The sequence below is a fragment of the Microbacterium sp. EG9 genome, assembly GCF_059759475.1.
Genome location: NZ_CM186217.1, coordinates 1,897,842 through 1,911,565, shown reverse-complemented (window position 1 = coordinate 1,911,565; position 13,724 = coordinate 1,897,842). Strand labels below are relative to the sequence as shown.

16 protein-coding genes and 1 tRNA gene are annotated in these 13,724 nt (G+C 68.9%); 9 read left to right on the top strand and 8 right to left on the bottom strand.

The features are described from left to right. The first annotated feature begins 33 nt into the window (after window positions 1-33). From galU to AC6CQV_RS09015, 3 genes are all read left to right on the top strand, one after another. On the top strand, window positions 34-912 hold the full coding sequence (gene galU / locus AC6CQV_RS09025; protein ID WP_060960052.1) for a UTP--glucose-1-phosphate uridylyltransferase GalU: 879 nt from the start codon (window positions 34-36) through the stop codon (window positions 910-912). A 36-nt stretch (window positions 913-948) separates the two neighbouring features. Further along, a complete protein-coding gene (locus tag AC6CQV_RS09020) occupies window positions 949-1,578 on the top strand; it encodes a GNAT family N-acetyltransferase (RefSeq protein WP_492492926.1) in 630 nt (209 codons plus the stop codon). 105 nt (window positions 1,579-1,683) lie between these two features. Beyond that, window positions 1,684-2,604 carry a large exoprotein gene (locus AC6CQV_RS09015; RefSeq protein WP_498259279.1) on the top strand — a complete coding sequence of 307 codons (921 nt, stop codon included), beginning with the start codon at window positions 1,684-1,686 and terminating at the stop codon, window positions 2,602-2,604. A 29-nt stretch (window positions 2,605-2,633) separates the two neighbouring features. Here the strand turns inward: AC6CQV_RS09015 and AC6CQV_RS09010 are convergent, their stop codons facing one another. Beyond that, complete coding sequence (locus AC6CQV_RS09010; RefSeq protein ID WP_498259278.1) at window positions 2,634-3,821, bottom strand: amidohydrolase family protein; 1,188 nt, start codon at window positions 3,819-3,821, stop codon at window positions 2,634-2,636. A 60-nt stretch (window positions 3,822-3,881) separates the two neighbouring features. On the opposite strand from AC6CQV_RS09010, the gene AC6CQV_RS09005 reads away from it, so the two are divergent. Next, window positions 3,882-3,957, top strand: a tRNA-Ala gene (locus AC6CQV_RS09005). A gap of 359 nt (window positions 3,958-4,316) precedes the next feature. Further along, on the top strand, window positions 4,317-4,811 hold the full coding sequence (locus tag AC6CQV_RS09000) for a hypothetical protein (protein WP_498259277.1): 495 nt from the start codon (window positions 4,317-4,319) through the stop codon (window positions 4,809-4,811). A 262-nt stretch (window positions 4,812-5,073) separates the two neighbouring features. On the opposite strand, the gene AC6CQV_RS08995 is transcribed toward AC6CQV_RS09000, so the two are convergent. From AC6CQV_RS08995 to AC6CQV_RS08970, 6 genes are all read right to left on the bottom strand, one after another. Continuing rightward, window positions 5,074-6,186, bottom strand: a complete 1,113-nt coding sequence (locus AC6CQV_RS08995) for an MFS transporter (protein ID WP_498259276.1) — start codon at window positions 6,184-6,186, stop codon at window positions 5,074-5,076. Between the two features lie 353 nt (window positions 6,187-6,539). Continuing rightward, window positions 6,540-6,980: a hypothetical protein gene (locus AC6CQV_RS08990; RefSeq protein ID WP_498259275.1), complete on the bottom strand. Its 441-nt coding sequence runs from the start codon at window positions 6,978-6,980 to the stop codon at window positions 6,540-6,542. Between the two features lie 250 nt (window positions 6,981-7,230). Continuing rightward, complete coding sequence (locus tag AC6CQV_RS08985) at window positions 7,231-7,584, bottom strand: histone-like nucleoid-structuring protein Lsr2 (RefSeq protein WP_498259274.1); 354 nt, start codon at window positions 7,582-7,584, stop codon at window positions 7,231-7,233. Window positions 7,585-8,084: 500 nt separating this feature from the next. After that, window positions 8,085-8,630 (bottom strand): DEAD/DEAH box helicase family protein, encoded by a 546-nt coding sequence (locus AC6CQV_RS08980; protein ID WP_498259273.1) that lies wholly within the window; start codon window positions 8,628-8,630, stop codon window positions 8,085-8,087. A 40-nt stretch (window positions 8,631-8,670) separates the two neighbouring features. Further along, on the bottom strand, window positions 8,671-8,952 hold the full coding sequence (locus AC6CQV_RS08975; protein WP_060960029.1) for a helix-turn-helix domain-containing protein: 282 nt from the start codon (window positions 8,950-8,952) through the stop codon (window positions 8,671-8,673). Window positions 8,953-9,036: 84 nt separating this feature from the next. Beyond that, window positions 9,037-9,369 carry a DUF6907 domain-containing protein gene (locus AC6CQV_RS08970; protein ID WP_498259272.1) on the bottom strand — a complete coding sequence of 111 codons (333 nt, stop codon included), beginning with the start codon at window positions 9,367-9,369 and terminating at the stop codon, window positions 9,037-9,039. Between the two features lie 167 nt (window positions 9,370-9,536). On the opposite strand from AC6CQV_RS08970, the gene AC6CQV_RS08965 reads away from it, so the two are divergent. The 4 genes from AC6CQV_RS08965 (at window position 9,537) to AC6CQV_RS08950 (ending at window position 11,905) form a co-directional block, all read left to right on the top strand. Next, the gene (locus AC6CQV_RS08965; protein ID WP_060960027.1) at window positions 9,537-10,103 is read left to right on the top strand and encodes an NADPH-dependent FMN reductase; all 567 of its coding nucleotides are present in this window, start codon (window positions 9,537-9,539) and stop codon (window positions 10,101-10,103) included. A 181-nt stretch (window positions 10,104-10,284) separates the two neighbouring features. Then, entirely contained in the window at window positions 10,285-10,878 is a 594-nt protein-coding gene (locus tag AC6CQV_RS08960; RefSeq protein WP_060960026.1) for a sulfite oxidase-like oxidoreductase, read from the top strand. After that, entirely contained in the window at window positions 10,875-11,600 is a 726-nt protein-coding gene (locus AC6CQV_RS08955) for an FAD-binding oxidoreductase (RefSeq protein WP_060960025.1), read from the top strand. Before AC6CQV_RS08960 ends, AC6CQV_RS08955 begins: the two co-directional genes overlap by 4 nt. Further along, window positions 11,597-11,905, top strand: coding sequence for a DUF6510 family protein (locus AC6CQV_RS08950; RefSeq protein WP_498259271.1), 309 nt, complete (start codon window positions 11,597-11,599; stop codon window positions 11,903-11,905). Before AC6CQV_RS08955 ends, AC6CQV_RS08950 begins: the two co-directional genes overlap by 4 nt. A gap of 38 nt (window positions 11,906-11,943) precedes the next feature. On the opposite strand, the gene AC6CQV_RS08945 is transcribed toward AC6CQV_RS08950, so the two are convergent. Continuing rightward, entirely contained in the window at window positions 11,944-13,533 is a 1,590-nt protein-coding gene (locus AC6CQV_RS08945; RefSeq protein ID WP_101307188.1) for an AMP-binding protein, read from the bottom strand. Window positions 13,534-13,724 lie beyond the last annotated feature (191 nt).

Genomic DNA, 13,724 nt, shown 5'->3' with positions numbered 1-13,724 from the left:
GGAAGCGTCAGCGGGCCCCGATAGGGTGTCGCCATGTCTTCCCCCGCCATCAAGGCCGTCATCCCCGCCGCAGGACTGGGCACGAGATTCCTTCCCGCCACCAAGGCGATGCCGAAGGAGATGCTGCCCGTCGTCGACAAGCCGGCGATCCAGTACGTGGTCGAGGAAGCGGTGAAGGCGGGCATCGACGACGTGCTCATCATCCTCGGGCGCAACAAGAACAACATCTCCAACCACTTCGACTCCGTCCCCGAGCTCGAGTCCAACCTGCTGACCAAGGGCGCCCACGAGAAGCTTCGCGCCGTCCAGCAGTCCACCGAGCTCGCCGACATCCACTTCGTCCGCCAGGGCGAGCCGAAGGGGCTGGGCCACGCCGTGCTCCGCGCGCGTCATCACGTCGGAGAGGCGACGTTCGCGGTGATGCTCGGCGACGACCTCATCGATGAGCGCGACGAACTGCTCTCCACGATGATCTCGGTGAACGCGGCATCCGGGCTCACCGTCATCGCGCTCATGGAGGTCGACCCCGACCACATCCACATGTACGGCGCAGCCGCGGTCGAGCCCACCGACGACCCGGGGGTCGTGCGGGTGACGGGACTCGTCGAGAAGCCGAAGAAGGAGGACGCCCCGTCCCACTTCGCCGTGATCGGCCGCTACGTGCTCACCCCGGGCGTCTTCGACATCCTCGAGCGCACCGAGCCGGGCAAGGGCGGCGAGATCCAGCTCACCGACGCGCTGCAGGAGCTGGCGGTCACCGACGGCGTGTTGGGAGTGATCTTCCGCGGTCGTCGCTACGACACCGGCGATAGGGTGGACTACATCAAGGCCATCGTCCAGCTGGCGGCCGATCGCGACGATCTCGGCCCCGAACTGCGACCTTGGTTGAAGGACTTTGCGGAGAAGCTCTAGCGCTGCTCCCGACGCGGCGCACACGAGGGGGAGCCGGTGGAGTTGACGGCACCGCGCGAGCACGGTCCGATCTCGATCCGACTCATCAAGCAGCGCGATGCCCGCGTCCTGCAGTCGGAACTGCTCGGCAACCGCGCCTGGCTGCGGCCGTGGGAGGCCACGAGCCCCGACGGCCCCGTCTCGTTCGACATGCGTCTGGGCATCCGGCGGCTGCTGCAGCAGTACCGCGACGGCGGCGGCGTGCCCTTCGTCATGGAGTACGACGGTGAGATCGCCGGTCAGCTGAACGTGTGGGGGATCGCCCGCGGCTCGCTCTCGTCGGCGACGATCGGCTACTGGGTGAGCGAGCGGTTCGCCGGGCGCGGCATCACGCCGACCGCCGTCGCGCTGGCGACGGACGTCTGCTTCCGCGAGCTCGGTCTGCATCGCATGGAGATCTGCATCCGTCCGGAGAACCGGGCGAGCCTGCGGGTCGTCGAGAAGCTCGGTTTCCGCTACGAGGGGCTGCGGCGGCGCTTCATCCACATCGCCGGCGACTGGCGCGATCACTACGCGTTCGCCCTCGTACGCGAAGAGGTTCCCGACGGCGTGCTCCAGCGCTGGCTGCAGGGGCGCGCGCCCCAGGATGCCGCCACCATCCCTGCGACGGATCGTCCGACGGGCTGAATCGACCTCTCGCCGCGGCGTCGAAAACCCTCAGGTTCCACATGAAGGTCAGACACGCGGTCGGATGTCGCGGCACCGGTGCCCGTCGCCCTTACCGTGGTCACCATGGGTGGTCAGGTTCTCGGCGGTGGGGTGGTCGTCCTCGTCGCCGTCGCACTGTGGATGATCTACCTGCTGCCGTCGTGGCACGGCCGTCATCAGTTCAACGCCGCGGAGCGCAACGCCGTGCGCCTCAACCAGGCCCTGCGCATCCTCGCCGAGACGAGCGAGACGCCCGAAGAGGTCCGCCTCGAACTGAACGCGCGTACGGCGATGGCCCAGCAGCGGTTGGCGCGTCAGGCGCAGGCCGAACGCGAGCAGGCCGAGCTGGCCCGCGTGCGCGCCGAGCTCGAGGTCACCAAGCTCCAGGCCCGCGCCGAGGCCGCCGCGGCCCGTGAGGCCGCCGCGCTCGCCGCCGCCCGTGAGCGGGCACGGCCCGAGATCCGTCGCGCGCAGGCCCGTCGACGGGCCCGCCTCGTCATCAGTGCCACCGCGATCGTCGCGCTGGCCCTGGGTGCATGGGGCGGTGTCCGGCTCGCCACGACGGGCTCCCCGCTGATCCTGTGGGCCGCCGGCGCTCTCCTGGTCACCTGTCTCGTGCTGCTGCAGCGGATGTCGCGGGTGCGGCGTCGGGCCGTCGTGCGCGAGACCGTCGTCCCGGTCGCGCGTGTCGCACGCGAGGTGCAGGATCTGGCCGTCGGCTCCGAGCGGGCGTCCTGGGTGCCCCGCGAACTGCCCCGTCCGCTCACGGCCTCCGCCGGCTCGCGCGCCGCCGCGGTGCTCGACGAGGTCGACGCCCGCGAGGCGCTGCGTCGCGGCGCGCTCGAAGAGGCGATGCGTCAGCGTGCCGAGAGCCAGCGCCCGGTCGCGCTGCCGCAGCGGCAGGCCGCGCGCGAGGAGGAGCTGGTGGGCGGAGCCGCCGCCGGCGACGCCGCGATCGAAGCCCACGTGCGCCGTCTGCTGGAACGCCGCGCTTCCGGTCAGTGACCCGTCACCGGAGCCGGTGACGGCGGCGATCAGCCGACCAGCAGCCGCCCGTTGCCGATGACCGCCTCGCGGCGCGGAGTGCGCACGAGGGCGTCCATGCTGTTCTCGGCATCCACGAGGACGATGTCGGCGCGATCCCCGACCTCGAGACGGTTCACCGGCAACCCCACGAAGGGTGCAGAGCCGCCCGTCGCGATCTCCACGACGCGCCGGAGGTCGTCGTCGCGGACGATGCTCGACGCCCGCGCGTACTGCCAGGCGATGCCGAGCAGGTCGCCCGTGCCGTAGGGGCTCCACAGGTCGCGGATGCCGTCGGTGCCGAAACCGAACGCGACCCCGGCAGCGTCGAGCTCGTGAAGCGGAAGCTGGGGGAGCCGCAGCGGCGCGACCGTCGTCATCGTCACGCCGAGCGCCCCCATGCGGGCGAGCAGGTCGCGCCGACGACTCGGATCCAGCTGCGCGACCGCGAACCCGTGGGCGATGTTGACGCGCTGCTGGAGCCCGTATCGCTCCACGCCGTCGAGGATCAGCTCGATCTGGAACGCGCCGAGCTCGGCGGGGTCGTGCAGGTGGATGTCGAGTGCCACCCCGTGCTCCGCCGACAGCGCGAGCAGGGCGTCGACCTGCCCGACAGGGTCACGGTCGATCGTCGCGGGGTCGAGGCCGCCGATGTGCTCGACGCCGTCGCGGGCCGCCCGATCGAGCAGCGCCAGCACGCCCGGGCGGCGGAGCACGCCGTCCTGCGGGAAGGCGACGATCTGCACGGTGAGCGCGTCGCCGTAGGCGGCCACGGCTTCACGGACGGCGTCGATCCCGCGCAGATCCAGTCCCAGGTCGACGTCGACATGTGTGCGGATCGCGGTGGTGCTGTGCGCGACGAGCTGCTCGAGCACGTTGCCCGTGATGCGGGCCGACGGCATCCCGATCTCGTCGCGGTGCGCGCGTTCGTGACGGATCCGTCCCTCGGTCGTCCCCTCGCCGCCGTACGACTGCCAGGGCAGTCCCCACCACGACTTGTCGATGTGCGCGTGCGCGTTGACGAGCCCCGGCAGTGCCAGCAGGCCGCGCCCGTCGTAGCCTTCCGTCGCATCCGCCCGCGCCGGCGTGACCGCGGAGATGACGCCCTTTTCGATCGAGATGTCGACGGCCTCGGACGAGGCGGATGTCGAGAGCCGGACGTTGCGGACGATCGCGGGGGAGTCGGGGGCGGAACTCATCACTCCATCCTGCCCGTGCATCGAGCACCCGAGACGCGTGATAACCTAGATCCTGTTCATGGGCCTATGGCGCAGTTGGTAGCGCGCCTCGTTCGCATCGAGGAGGTCAGGAGTTCGAATCTCCTTAGGTCCACCACATCGGTCGCTTTGGAACAAGTGACCTCGTAAGAGCCAGTTGATAGCGGCGTGTCTCCCCGAGGAGATGCGCCGCTCTTGGTTTTCGCAGTGGTTCTGCTCAAGTGCCTGAAACTCGGCTTGGAGCGCATCCAGTCGGCCGCTGACAGCAGACATGGCTCGGATGATGCGTTCCTGCGCGTCTCGTGCAGTCGGTTATCCAGCGGTTCTTACGACTCTCCTGCACCCGGCTTCACGCCTGAGACGACTCACGGCTTCGGCGTGACAAACGGATTCGGATTGGGTTGCGCCGCTATGATCAACTTTTACTAGGCGTGACTTTGAGATTGTTTGACCTTATTCAGAGATCGGATTCCACACGTGAGCTGTATTCCTCAGTTCCTGTCGGCCGCTCTAGCGATTGGCCTGGCAGGAATCGCCATTGTCGCTTCACGATGGGGGGTCGACTACGTGAAAAAGGTCAACGCGGAGGATGGGGGATGGCGAGCGACATACGCTCGGCAGGTGGCGTACTGGGCGGGCCCCACGCTGGCCATCTCCTTAGTGGTCGCGGCAGTAGTTACTGCGATGAGCTGGTACTCATCATGTGCGTCGGGGCTTACGCTCAGCCCGGCATCGCTCGCGTGCTCACTACTTGGGGGCACGTTGTTTCTTGTGGCGATGATCCGCTTGGTCATCGGAAAACGACGTATCGACCGTAGATTCCCAGCGGCAGCCAAGAACGAGCATCCGTCAGCGACGGTGAGAACCGATCACTCGGAGCGGTGGCGTTCGCGTGGCCTCGTCGTTCTCGAATACGGCATATCAATCACGATCGTGGTCGCGATCTTCGTGGCGGCCCTGTTCCTCTCGTGAACGCAATGCGGCGGCTGCGGCTGCGACCGGAGGCAGGGCTAATCACCCCCGCGACGTCGAGGATGTGAAGGATGGGAGTATCTGAGCACTTCGGCGATCTTGCCGCTACGGAGTGCTCCTTGCGGGGCTAACAGGGGTGGCATACTACTCGCGAGTGCTTCACGTGGGGCCACCATATCGGTCGCTCGAGAACAAGTGACCTCGTAAGACCAGTCGAGGCGACGCATCCCTTTCGGGGCACGCGTCGCCTCTTCGCTTTCGGTCATCGTGACGATCGCGGCGTGTCCTCGCGCGAGACGCGCCGTTGCCCCGTCACGGCGGGGAGGACCAGCATCACGGTCAGTGCGCCCGCGATCGCGTACGCCGCGGGGATCGGGAGCCATGCAGCGAGCAGTGCTCCAGCGCCGAGGCCTGCGAGGCCGCTCCCTTCGACGAGGAAACTGGCCGACGACATCGTGCGTGCGACGTCGTGGCTTCCCGCTCCCGATTGCAGCTCGCCGTAGAGGGTGGCCATCACGAGCGTTCCGCCGAAGGCGGTCGAGAACTCGATCGCCACCAGTGCGACGTATGTCCACGGACTGTTCGCAGGAGCGAGGGCCACACCGATGGTGGCGAGTCCCATCGTCAGGAGTCCGATCACGACGACCGTCGCCGTGCTCCAGCGGGCGTAGAGGCGACCGAGCGCGACGCCCCCTGTGATGCCGCCCAGTGCGCCCGTCGCCACGACAAGACCGAGCAGCGGAGGGTCTACGCCCAGCGTGTTCACGAAGTAGTAGACGCTCAAGGGGGCGGTGAGCGAGGAGAACAGGCCGGCCGCGGCGGCGATCCACAGCGTCGGGTTGCGCGACAACTGCCGGGCGATGAGCCTCAGAGAGGGCCGCGGCTCCTCCGCCGGATCCGCGTCGACATCGGGGATCCTCGTCCACGACAATGCTGCGATCCACGAGGCCACGGTGTCGATCAACAGCGCAAGGGGTGCCGGCATGAAGGCGATGAGAAGGGGGGCTCCCGACTGGCCGACGATTTCGCCGGTACTGGTCGCCGAGCTCAACAGGCCGACTTGTCGCACGCGGTCTTCGGGTTCGGTCAGGTGGTTCAAGACACCGTGACCCAGAACCGACAGCGCAGTGAGAAGCAGGACGTTCACCGCGAGCCAGGCGATCAGGGTGACGGGGGACAGTGCTCCGACCGACCACATGATCGGTACCACCGTCGACCACAGTCCTGACAGTGTCGCGGTCAGGATCATCAGCCTCACGTGTCTGCGGCTGCGGTCGGCCCAGACCGCGAGCGGAATCCGTAGAAGCATGCTCGTCGCGAGCATCACGGCCAACAGGGCCGCGACGTGGGCAGGCGTCCCGCCGAGTGTCGACACGAGGATGAGAGGCGCGAGGACCTCGGTCGCGGCCCCACTAGCGGAGGTGAAGACCCGCCCCGCGCGAAATCGTGTGACGTCGGAAATCACGGGCTCCTCCGACCCGAGTGCCTGACATTTGTGGCGATTGCCGTCAATTCTCGAGTTCCTCGCCCGTGTCGCCGGTGTGCCGTGGGAGGCAGGCTATTGCCGCCCGAATACGGCGTCAACGTCCCCGCCGAAATCCCACACTCTGGTCGAGCATTTCGAGCACGTCGTCCTCTCCGGTGAGAGGACGATGTGATGATGCTGAAGGGCTGCGGAACGCCGGCCGGGTGATGACCCGTCGCCCGGGGTCACGCGATGCCTCTGTTCTAGAGCGATGCCGGCGAATGGAATGCGCGGGCGAGGAAAGCCACGACGAGCCACACGAGTGCCGCGACAAGCAGCAGAACGCCGGCGAGGAAGAAGACCACAAGCGCCACGGGCGTGGGACTGAGTGCACAGCTCGGGGAATGCTCCGAGATCGCGAACCCCAGCACGCCCGCAGGGATGACAATCGCCGAGGCGCCGCACCCGGCTGCGAGCACGCACACGAGGATCGTCCGCGGCGCGCCCCCGCGGTGGGGGCGACCGAGGAGATGCGCGATCAGGCCGGTGGAGCCGAACGAGGCAGTGAATAGCATCACCCACGCCAGAATCGTCGCCGGTCGTGCCATGGATGCCGCGAGTTCGGCCGAGAATGCACAGTCAGGCAGTGTGGCGAGGGTTCCCGCCGCTCCGGCGATCGCGGCGACAGCCCAAGCGATCCACACGACTCCACGCCGGGAGGCACCCCGCTGCGTTGTCGTCGACGAGCCACGACCGGTCTCCTGCGCCCGGCTCCCGTCTCGCGCGCGGTGCGGTGTGGCGTGCTCAGAGCTCAACGGCTCACTCCGTTCTCGCGTCTCCGCGTCGTGAGGAGAATCCTGGCGGATATCGTCCCGTTCGGCGAGGAACGACTGTGGGCACCGATGAGAACGATCGTTCCCAGCGGTGCCCACGGTGTCGTGCGCGTGAATCCGATCAGTGCGCCGCGGTGTACGCCTCGAGCACGGCGGCGGGAACGCGTCCGCGCTCGCTGACGGTGTGACCATTGGCACGCGCCCATTCACGAACGACGCCGAGGTCCTTGCCGGAGGCCTTTCGCGATAAGCGGGCGCCGGTTCGACGTGCGCCGCCGTTCGTCGCGGGCGAGGATGCGCGTGCAGCGCTGATGAAAGGCGCGAGTGCGTCCTCGAGCTTCGCGAGATTCTCGTCGGAAAGGTCGATCTCGTAGGACTTCTTGCCGAGCGCGAAGCTCACGCTGCCGCCCTTACCGTGTGCGATCGGGGTGCCATCGAGGTCGTCGACGAGCTCGACGATGACTTTCTGTGCCATGAGTGGGGCTTCTCTCAGGTTGTATGGGGCGCTGGGCAGTCGGGTTATCGACCCGTCTGCGGAAAAGCCTACTCACTCATTTGAGTGAAAGTGGTTCATTCCCCTGCCCCTTGACAACTTTTTCCCGGCGCCGCGGCGAGCGTTCCCGATTCGGTGCGCGGTGACATCGCGGTCGGGTGAATGCCACGTGCAGACACCGCGGGGCGAGCCCCATTGGATGGGCCTTGCTTTCTTTCCTTTCGGGCGCCGCACTAGGTGGAAGCGCGTAAATCCGGCCCCGAATCGGCTGTGCGCCTCGCATCCCGACCGTCGGTCTGTTTTGCTCGAACACTGCGGCGGTGGTTGAGCCTGCCTGCCGCAGCCTGGGTGCCGACGAATCCTGGGGGATGCGTCGCCCGAACCGTCGCCGGGCACAGCCCCGTGCGTCGCACTCGGGGTGGGCGCCGCTCGCGGACCCACCACCCAGGCCTCATCTTCCCTGGGCGGCGCTGTCCCGCCGCTCAGCGGATGGCGGCGGCGGACTCCAGGGCCGCGAGGCGCGCGGCGGGCGTGCCGGACAGCTCGGTGATGCGAAGGCGGTCGCCCACGAGGTCGGGATCGTCGATGAGCTCCATCAGGATGTCGTCCGTGACCTGGCGCAGCTCGAGGTGCTCGTCGGGCCCGACGTGGATCGGAGCGCTCGCGGCCAGCGGGATCACGGCGACCAGGTCGACGGTCTCGAGCGCCTCCGACGTGAGCTGCGTCGCCCTCTCGAGCGTCCCGCGGTCGATCCGCGCTTCACCGATCTCGGCGAGGGCCAGCAGGTAGGCGAGGAAGTCGAGCGGTCCGCGCTCGGCGATGAGCGGTCCCCGGTGCGGCCGGTCCGTCAGCCGGTCGGCCGCGACACGCAGCTGTGCGGCGAAGGAGGCGGCCGAGGGCGTGTCGCTCATCTCGTCGATCAGCTCGAACGGATCGGGGAGGACCGTGAACTCCGGATGCCGCCGCGCGAAATCCGAGATCACCGTGCTCTTGCCGCTGGCATGGGTCCCAGAGACGACGATTCGCACGGGGGCAGAGTACCGCGTCGCCGCAGCCCCGGGGCGGGCGCTAGCGAGTGGGCTGCGCGGGCAGCGGCGGGAGCAGTTCCTGCATGTCGACCTCGAGCGCATGGCAGAGAGCCACGATCGTCGCCAGTCGAGGATTCGTCGCAGGCCCGCCCTTCGTCGTGCTCCCGCGCTCGTACTGCTGGTAGGCGTAGAGGGAGATCTCGGCGCGTTCGGCCATCTGATCCTGCGTCAGTCCTCGGAGGGCGCGGAGGCGACGCAACTGCATTCCCAGGTCTCGCGCGAACGTCGCCCACTCGGGGGACGAGGCGAGGCCGGAACTCATTCCTCAAGCGTGGAAGGGATAAGAGTTGGTGTGAACCAATTTAAATCGGTGAAATTCTGGGATACCCTAGGGCGCCTTCCGTCGTCAGGGCGCCAGTCGCGCCAAGAGGGCGCCGAGCTCCGCGTGAAGCCGTGCAGCGCTCTCCGGGGTGAGCTCGATCTGGCGCGTCTCGGTGGCGATCGCGACCCAGGTCTCGCGGTCTGCCAGGTAGCGCACCGCGAGGACGCAGGCCTCCTCGGAGATCGCATCCCGCCGCAGCTCACCTCCGGGGAGGAAGCGGCGCCGGAGGGTCGTCACCGGCATCCACCGCGGCTCCGACTGGTGTCGACGGTCGTCGGGCAGGTCGTGGAGGGCGTGGTCTTCCACGCACCACGGCGGGCAGGCCTCCGCGGTCGGCTCCGGTCGCTCGGTCGTCATGGCGCCCCTTTCGGTTCCGGCAGGGCACAGGCCGTCGGGTCCATTGAACGACATGCCTCCGACATGCGGGGTCGCGCTCGTCCCGACGGCACCGCCGTGGCGTCCGCATGCGGCAAGAGTCGATAGGATTCATTCAGTTGAATTCAATCCGGAAGGGCACTCTCGCCATGACCACCTACAACGTCGGCATCATCATCGGCAGCATCTCGTCGACCTCGATCAACCGCCGCCTCGCGAACGCGCTCGTGCGCCTCGCCCCCCAGGCCGGCCTGTCGCTCACGGAGCTTCCCATCGCGGGCCTGCCGTTCTACTCGGCGGACAACGACGCGGCCATCCCCGCCGCGGCCGCGGAGTTCAAGACGTCGATCGAGGGTTCGGACGCCGTCATCATCGTGACGCCCGAGTACAACCGCTCGGTGCCCGGTGTCCTGAAGAACGCGCTCGACACGGCCAGCCGCCCGTGGGGCCAGAACAGCTTCGCCGGCAAGCCGTCCGCCGTCATCGGCGCCTCGATCGGGGCGATCGGCACCGCCGTCGCGCAGCAGCACCTGCGCTCGATCCTCTCGTTCCTCGCCTCGCCCGAGCTGTCGCAGCCCGAGGCGTACATCCACCTGCGCGACGGCCTGATCACCGACGAGGGCGAGGTCACCGACGAGTCGACCGCCGAGTTCCTCGTGTCGTGGCTGAAGGCCGTGCACACGCACATCGCGAAGTCGCTCAGCCCCGTCGAGTGATCTGACGGTCGCGCCCACCGCGCGACGTGACGAACGGCGCCCGCCCACCCGGCGGGCGCCGTTCGCCGTCTCGCGCCGTCGACACGCGCCGTCCCGCCCGCGGCCGCGCAGCGGCGGATCGACGACAGATGTCGATGCCGTGGGCGCCGCCGCCGGAGTAGATTGCCCCCGGGAGGTCATCATGGCAGAGTTCAGCAGAGGCTTCGGGGCACGCCGTCGCGCATCGGAGCCGCAGCTTCCACCCGGGCAGTACCTGACCGACGATTTCCCCGTGCTCTCGGCGGGCCCGACGCCGCGGGTGAGCACCCAGGAGTGGGAGTTCAGCATCGTGACCGAGTCCGGGGAGCGGACGTCGTGGTCGTGGCAGGAGTTGATGGCGCTGCCGGTGGAGGACATCCGCACCGACATCCACTGCGTCACCCGCTGGTCCAAGCTCGGCACCCACTGGCGCGGCGTCTCGCTCGACACCCTCCTCTCCGGCATCGAGACGACAGCACCCTCGGCGATGGCCCACTCCTACGGCGGCTACACCACGAACGTGCCGCTCGACGAGCTTCGCGGAGGAAAGGCGTGGGTCGCCGTCGAGTTCGAGGGCGAGCAGCTCGCCCCCGAGCACGGCGGGCCGGCCCGGCTGCTCGTGCCGCACCTCTACTTCTGGAAGAGCGCGAAATGGGTGCGCGGACTCGTCCTCCAGGAGCACGACGATCCCGGATTCTGGGAGCAGAACGGCTACAACCTCCACGGCGACCCCTGGCGGGAGGAACGGTACTGGTGAGCGCCCCCGGCTGGCTCGCCGCACACGTCGCCGCGGTCGCCCCGCTCACCGCGCATTCGCGTTCGCTCCTGCTCGACGTGCCCGGATGGCCCGGGAACCTCGCCGGCCAGCACCTGGACGTGCGGCTGACCGCCGAAGACGGGTACCAGGCGGAGCGCTCCTACTCCGTGGCGAGCGTCGGGACCGGCACCACGGTGGAGCTCGCGGTCGACGAGATCGTCGACGGCGAGGTCTCGCCGTACCTGGTCCGCGACATACGCCCCGGCGATTTCCTGGAGGTCAAGGGGCCGCTCGGCGCCTACTTCGTCTGGCGCGGCGACGAGCCCGCACCCGTGCAGCTCATCGCGGGAGGATCCGGCATCGTCCCCCTACTGGCGATGGTGCGCGCGCACGCGGCATCCGCGAACGAGGCACCGTTCCGACTGCTCTACTCGACGAGGAGCCCGGCCGACGCGATGTACGCCGACGATCTCCTGCGGTTGAGCGGCCCTCTCCTCGCGATCGACTGGGTTTACACCCGTGCGACGCCCGACGGCTGGCCCCGGCCCGCCGGAAGGGTCCGCCTCGACGAGCTCGCGCAACGGTGCGTGCCGCCGGAGCAGCGCCCACTGGTCTACGTCTGCGGCCCGACCGCCTTCGTCGAGACGGTCGCAGACGCCCTCGTGCAGATCGGGCACGCTCCGCAACGCGTGCGGACCGAGCGATTCGGAGGCGCAGCATGACCACGCACGACCACGACGCCACGTCGAGGGACGCCCACCGGACCGCCACGATGGTCGACGGCAACGCGCTCGCGGGCGTGCTCTCGGCCGTCTTCGCCGACGACGCCACGGTGCTCACCCTCGAGTGCGGACACTGCGCAGACGCGCGTCCGTTGGCGCAGGCCCGGGTGGAGCGCGACGCGGAGGTCGCGATCGTGCGCTGCCGCGGCTGCACGCACACCCTGATGTCGGTCTCGACGGCCGGCGGCGCCGTCCAGATCCGCCTCGCGGCGCTCGCCGCGATCCGGACGGCACCGTCGGCGTAGCCGCGCCGTCACGGGCGCGGCGCGGCATCCGGTGCGGCTCAGGCCGCCCGCTCGCGCGAGCGCAGGTCTTTGCGCAGGATCTTGCCCGACGTCGACTTCGGGATCGCCTCCACGAACTCCACGCGGCGGACCTTCTTGTGCGGTGCGACGTTCTCCGCGACGAAGGCCATGACCTCCTCCGCCGTCAGTCCGGAGTCGGGCGCCGAGACGATGAACGCCTTCGGGATCTCCTGCTTGTCGTCGTCGAGCACTCCGATGACCGCGGCATCCATGATCTTCGGGTGCCCCAGCAGCAGCGCCTCCAGCTCGGCGGGGGCGATCTGATAGCCCTTGTACTTGATCAGCTCCTTCACCCGGTCGACGATCGAGAAGTAGCCGCCTTCGTGGTAGACCGCGACATCGCCCGTGTGCAGGAAGCCCTCGGCGTCGAGCGTCTCCGCCGTGGCCTGGGGCTGGTTGAGGTAGCCGAGCATCACGTTGGGCCCCTTCACCCACAGCTCGCCCGGACGCGTGCGCCCGTCCTCCTCGATCGCCGTGATCTCCTCGCCGGTCTCGGTGTCGACCAGCTTGCACACGATGTTGGGCAGGATCGTGCCCACCGAGCTCACCGGGATGTCGTCGCGCGTGTACGGCATCGCGTGTGAGACCGGGCTCAGCTCGCTCATGCCGTAGCCCTGCATCATGCGCGCGTGGAGGCGGCGCCCCGCGATCTCGGCCGTCTCGCCGTCGAGCGGAGCCGCGCCGGAGAACACCGTGTGCACCGTCGAGATGTCGAACTCGTCGACGATCGGGTGTTTGGCCAGCGCGACCGCGATCGGCGGGGCGATGTAGAGGTAGGTGCAGCCGTAGGTCTGGATGTTGGTGAGGAACTGCACGAGGTCGAACCGCGGCATGGTGACCAGCGTCGCGCGCTGCTTCAGCGCGAGGTTCAACAGCACCGTCATGCCGTAGATGTGGAAGAACGGCAGCACCGCGAGCACGCGGTCGGTGTTCTTCAGATCGATGTTGATGCGGCATTGCGCGACGTTCGCGACGAGGTTGCGGTGGCTGAGCATCACCCCTTTGGGGATGCCGGTGGTTCCCGACGAGTAGGGGAGGACCGCGACGTGCGTCGCCGGGTCGATCTCGATCTGCGGCGCCGGACGTCCCTCGCCCAGCAGCTGGCGAAGGTCGGGGTGGCCCTCGGCGCCGTCCAGCACCACGACGCGCTCGACGGGGATGCCGGTGGCCTCCGCGGCCTGCTGCGCCGCAGGCAGCAGCGGGGAGACCGTGAACAGCCACGTCGCGCCCGCGTCGCGCAGCTGCTTCTCGATCTCGCCGGCCGTGTACAGCGAGTTGATCGTCGTCACGGTCGCGCCGGCGCGGAGAGCGCCGTGGAAGACCGTCGCGAACGCCGGGACGTTCGGGCAGAGCAGCCCCACGACCGTGGAGGCGTCCACGCCGCGCGCCGCCAGCGCGCCGGCGAAGGCGTCCACCTGCGCCTTGAGGGCGCCGTACGTCGTCTCGGCCCCGCCGGCGGGATCGATCAGCGCGATGCGCGCGGCATCCTCGTCGGTGAGTCCGGCGAACAGGTCGTCGTAGATGCTGACGTCCGGGATCTCGACGTCGGGAAAGGGGCTGGTGAACACGGCGGTCTCCTTCGACGGCACGGCGATCCCCGGCGACGCTGCCGGGTGCGTCCATCATGCCACTGGAGGGGGCGGATCCGACACGCGGTCTCTCGGAGGAAGAGACCGCGTGCCAGTCGTGTCCGCGTGGCAGGCGTGCCCGGGTGACAGGGGTGCCCGGGTGCCCCTCGTGCGGAGCGGCGCCCGGACGG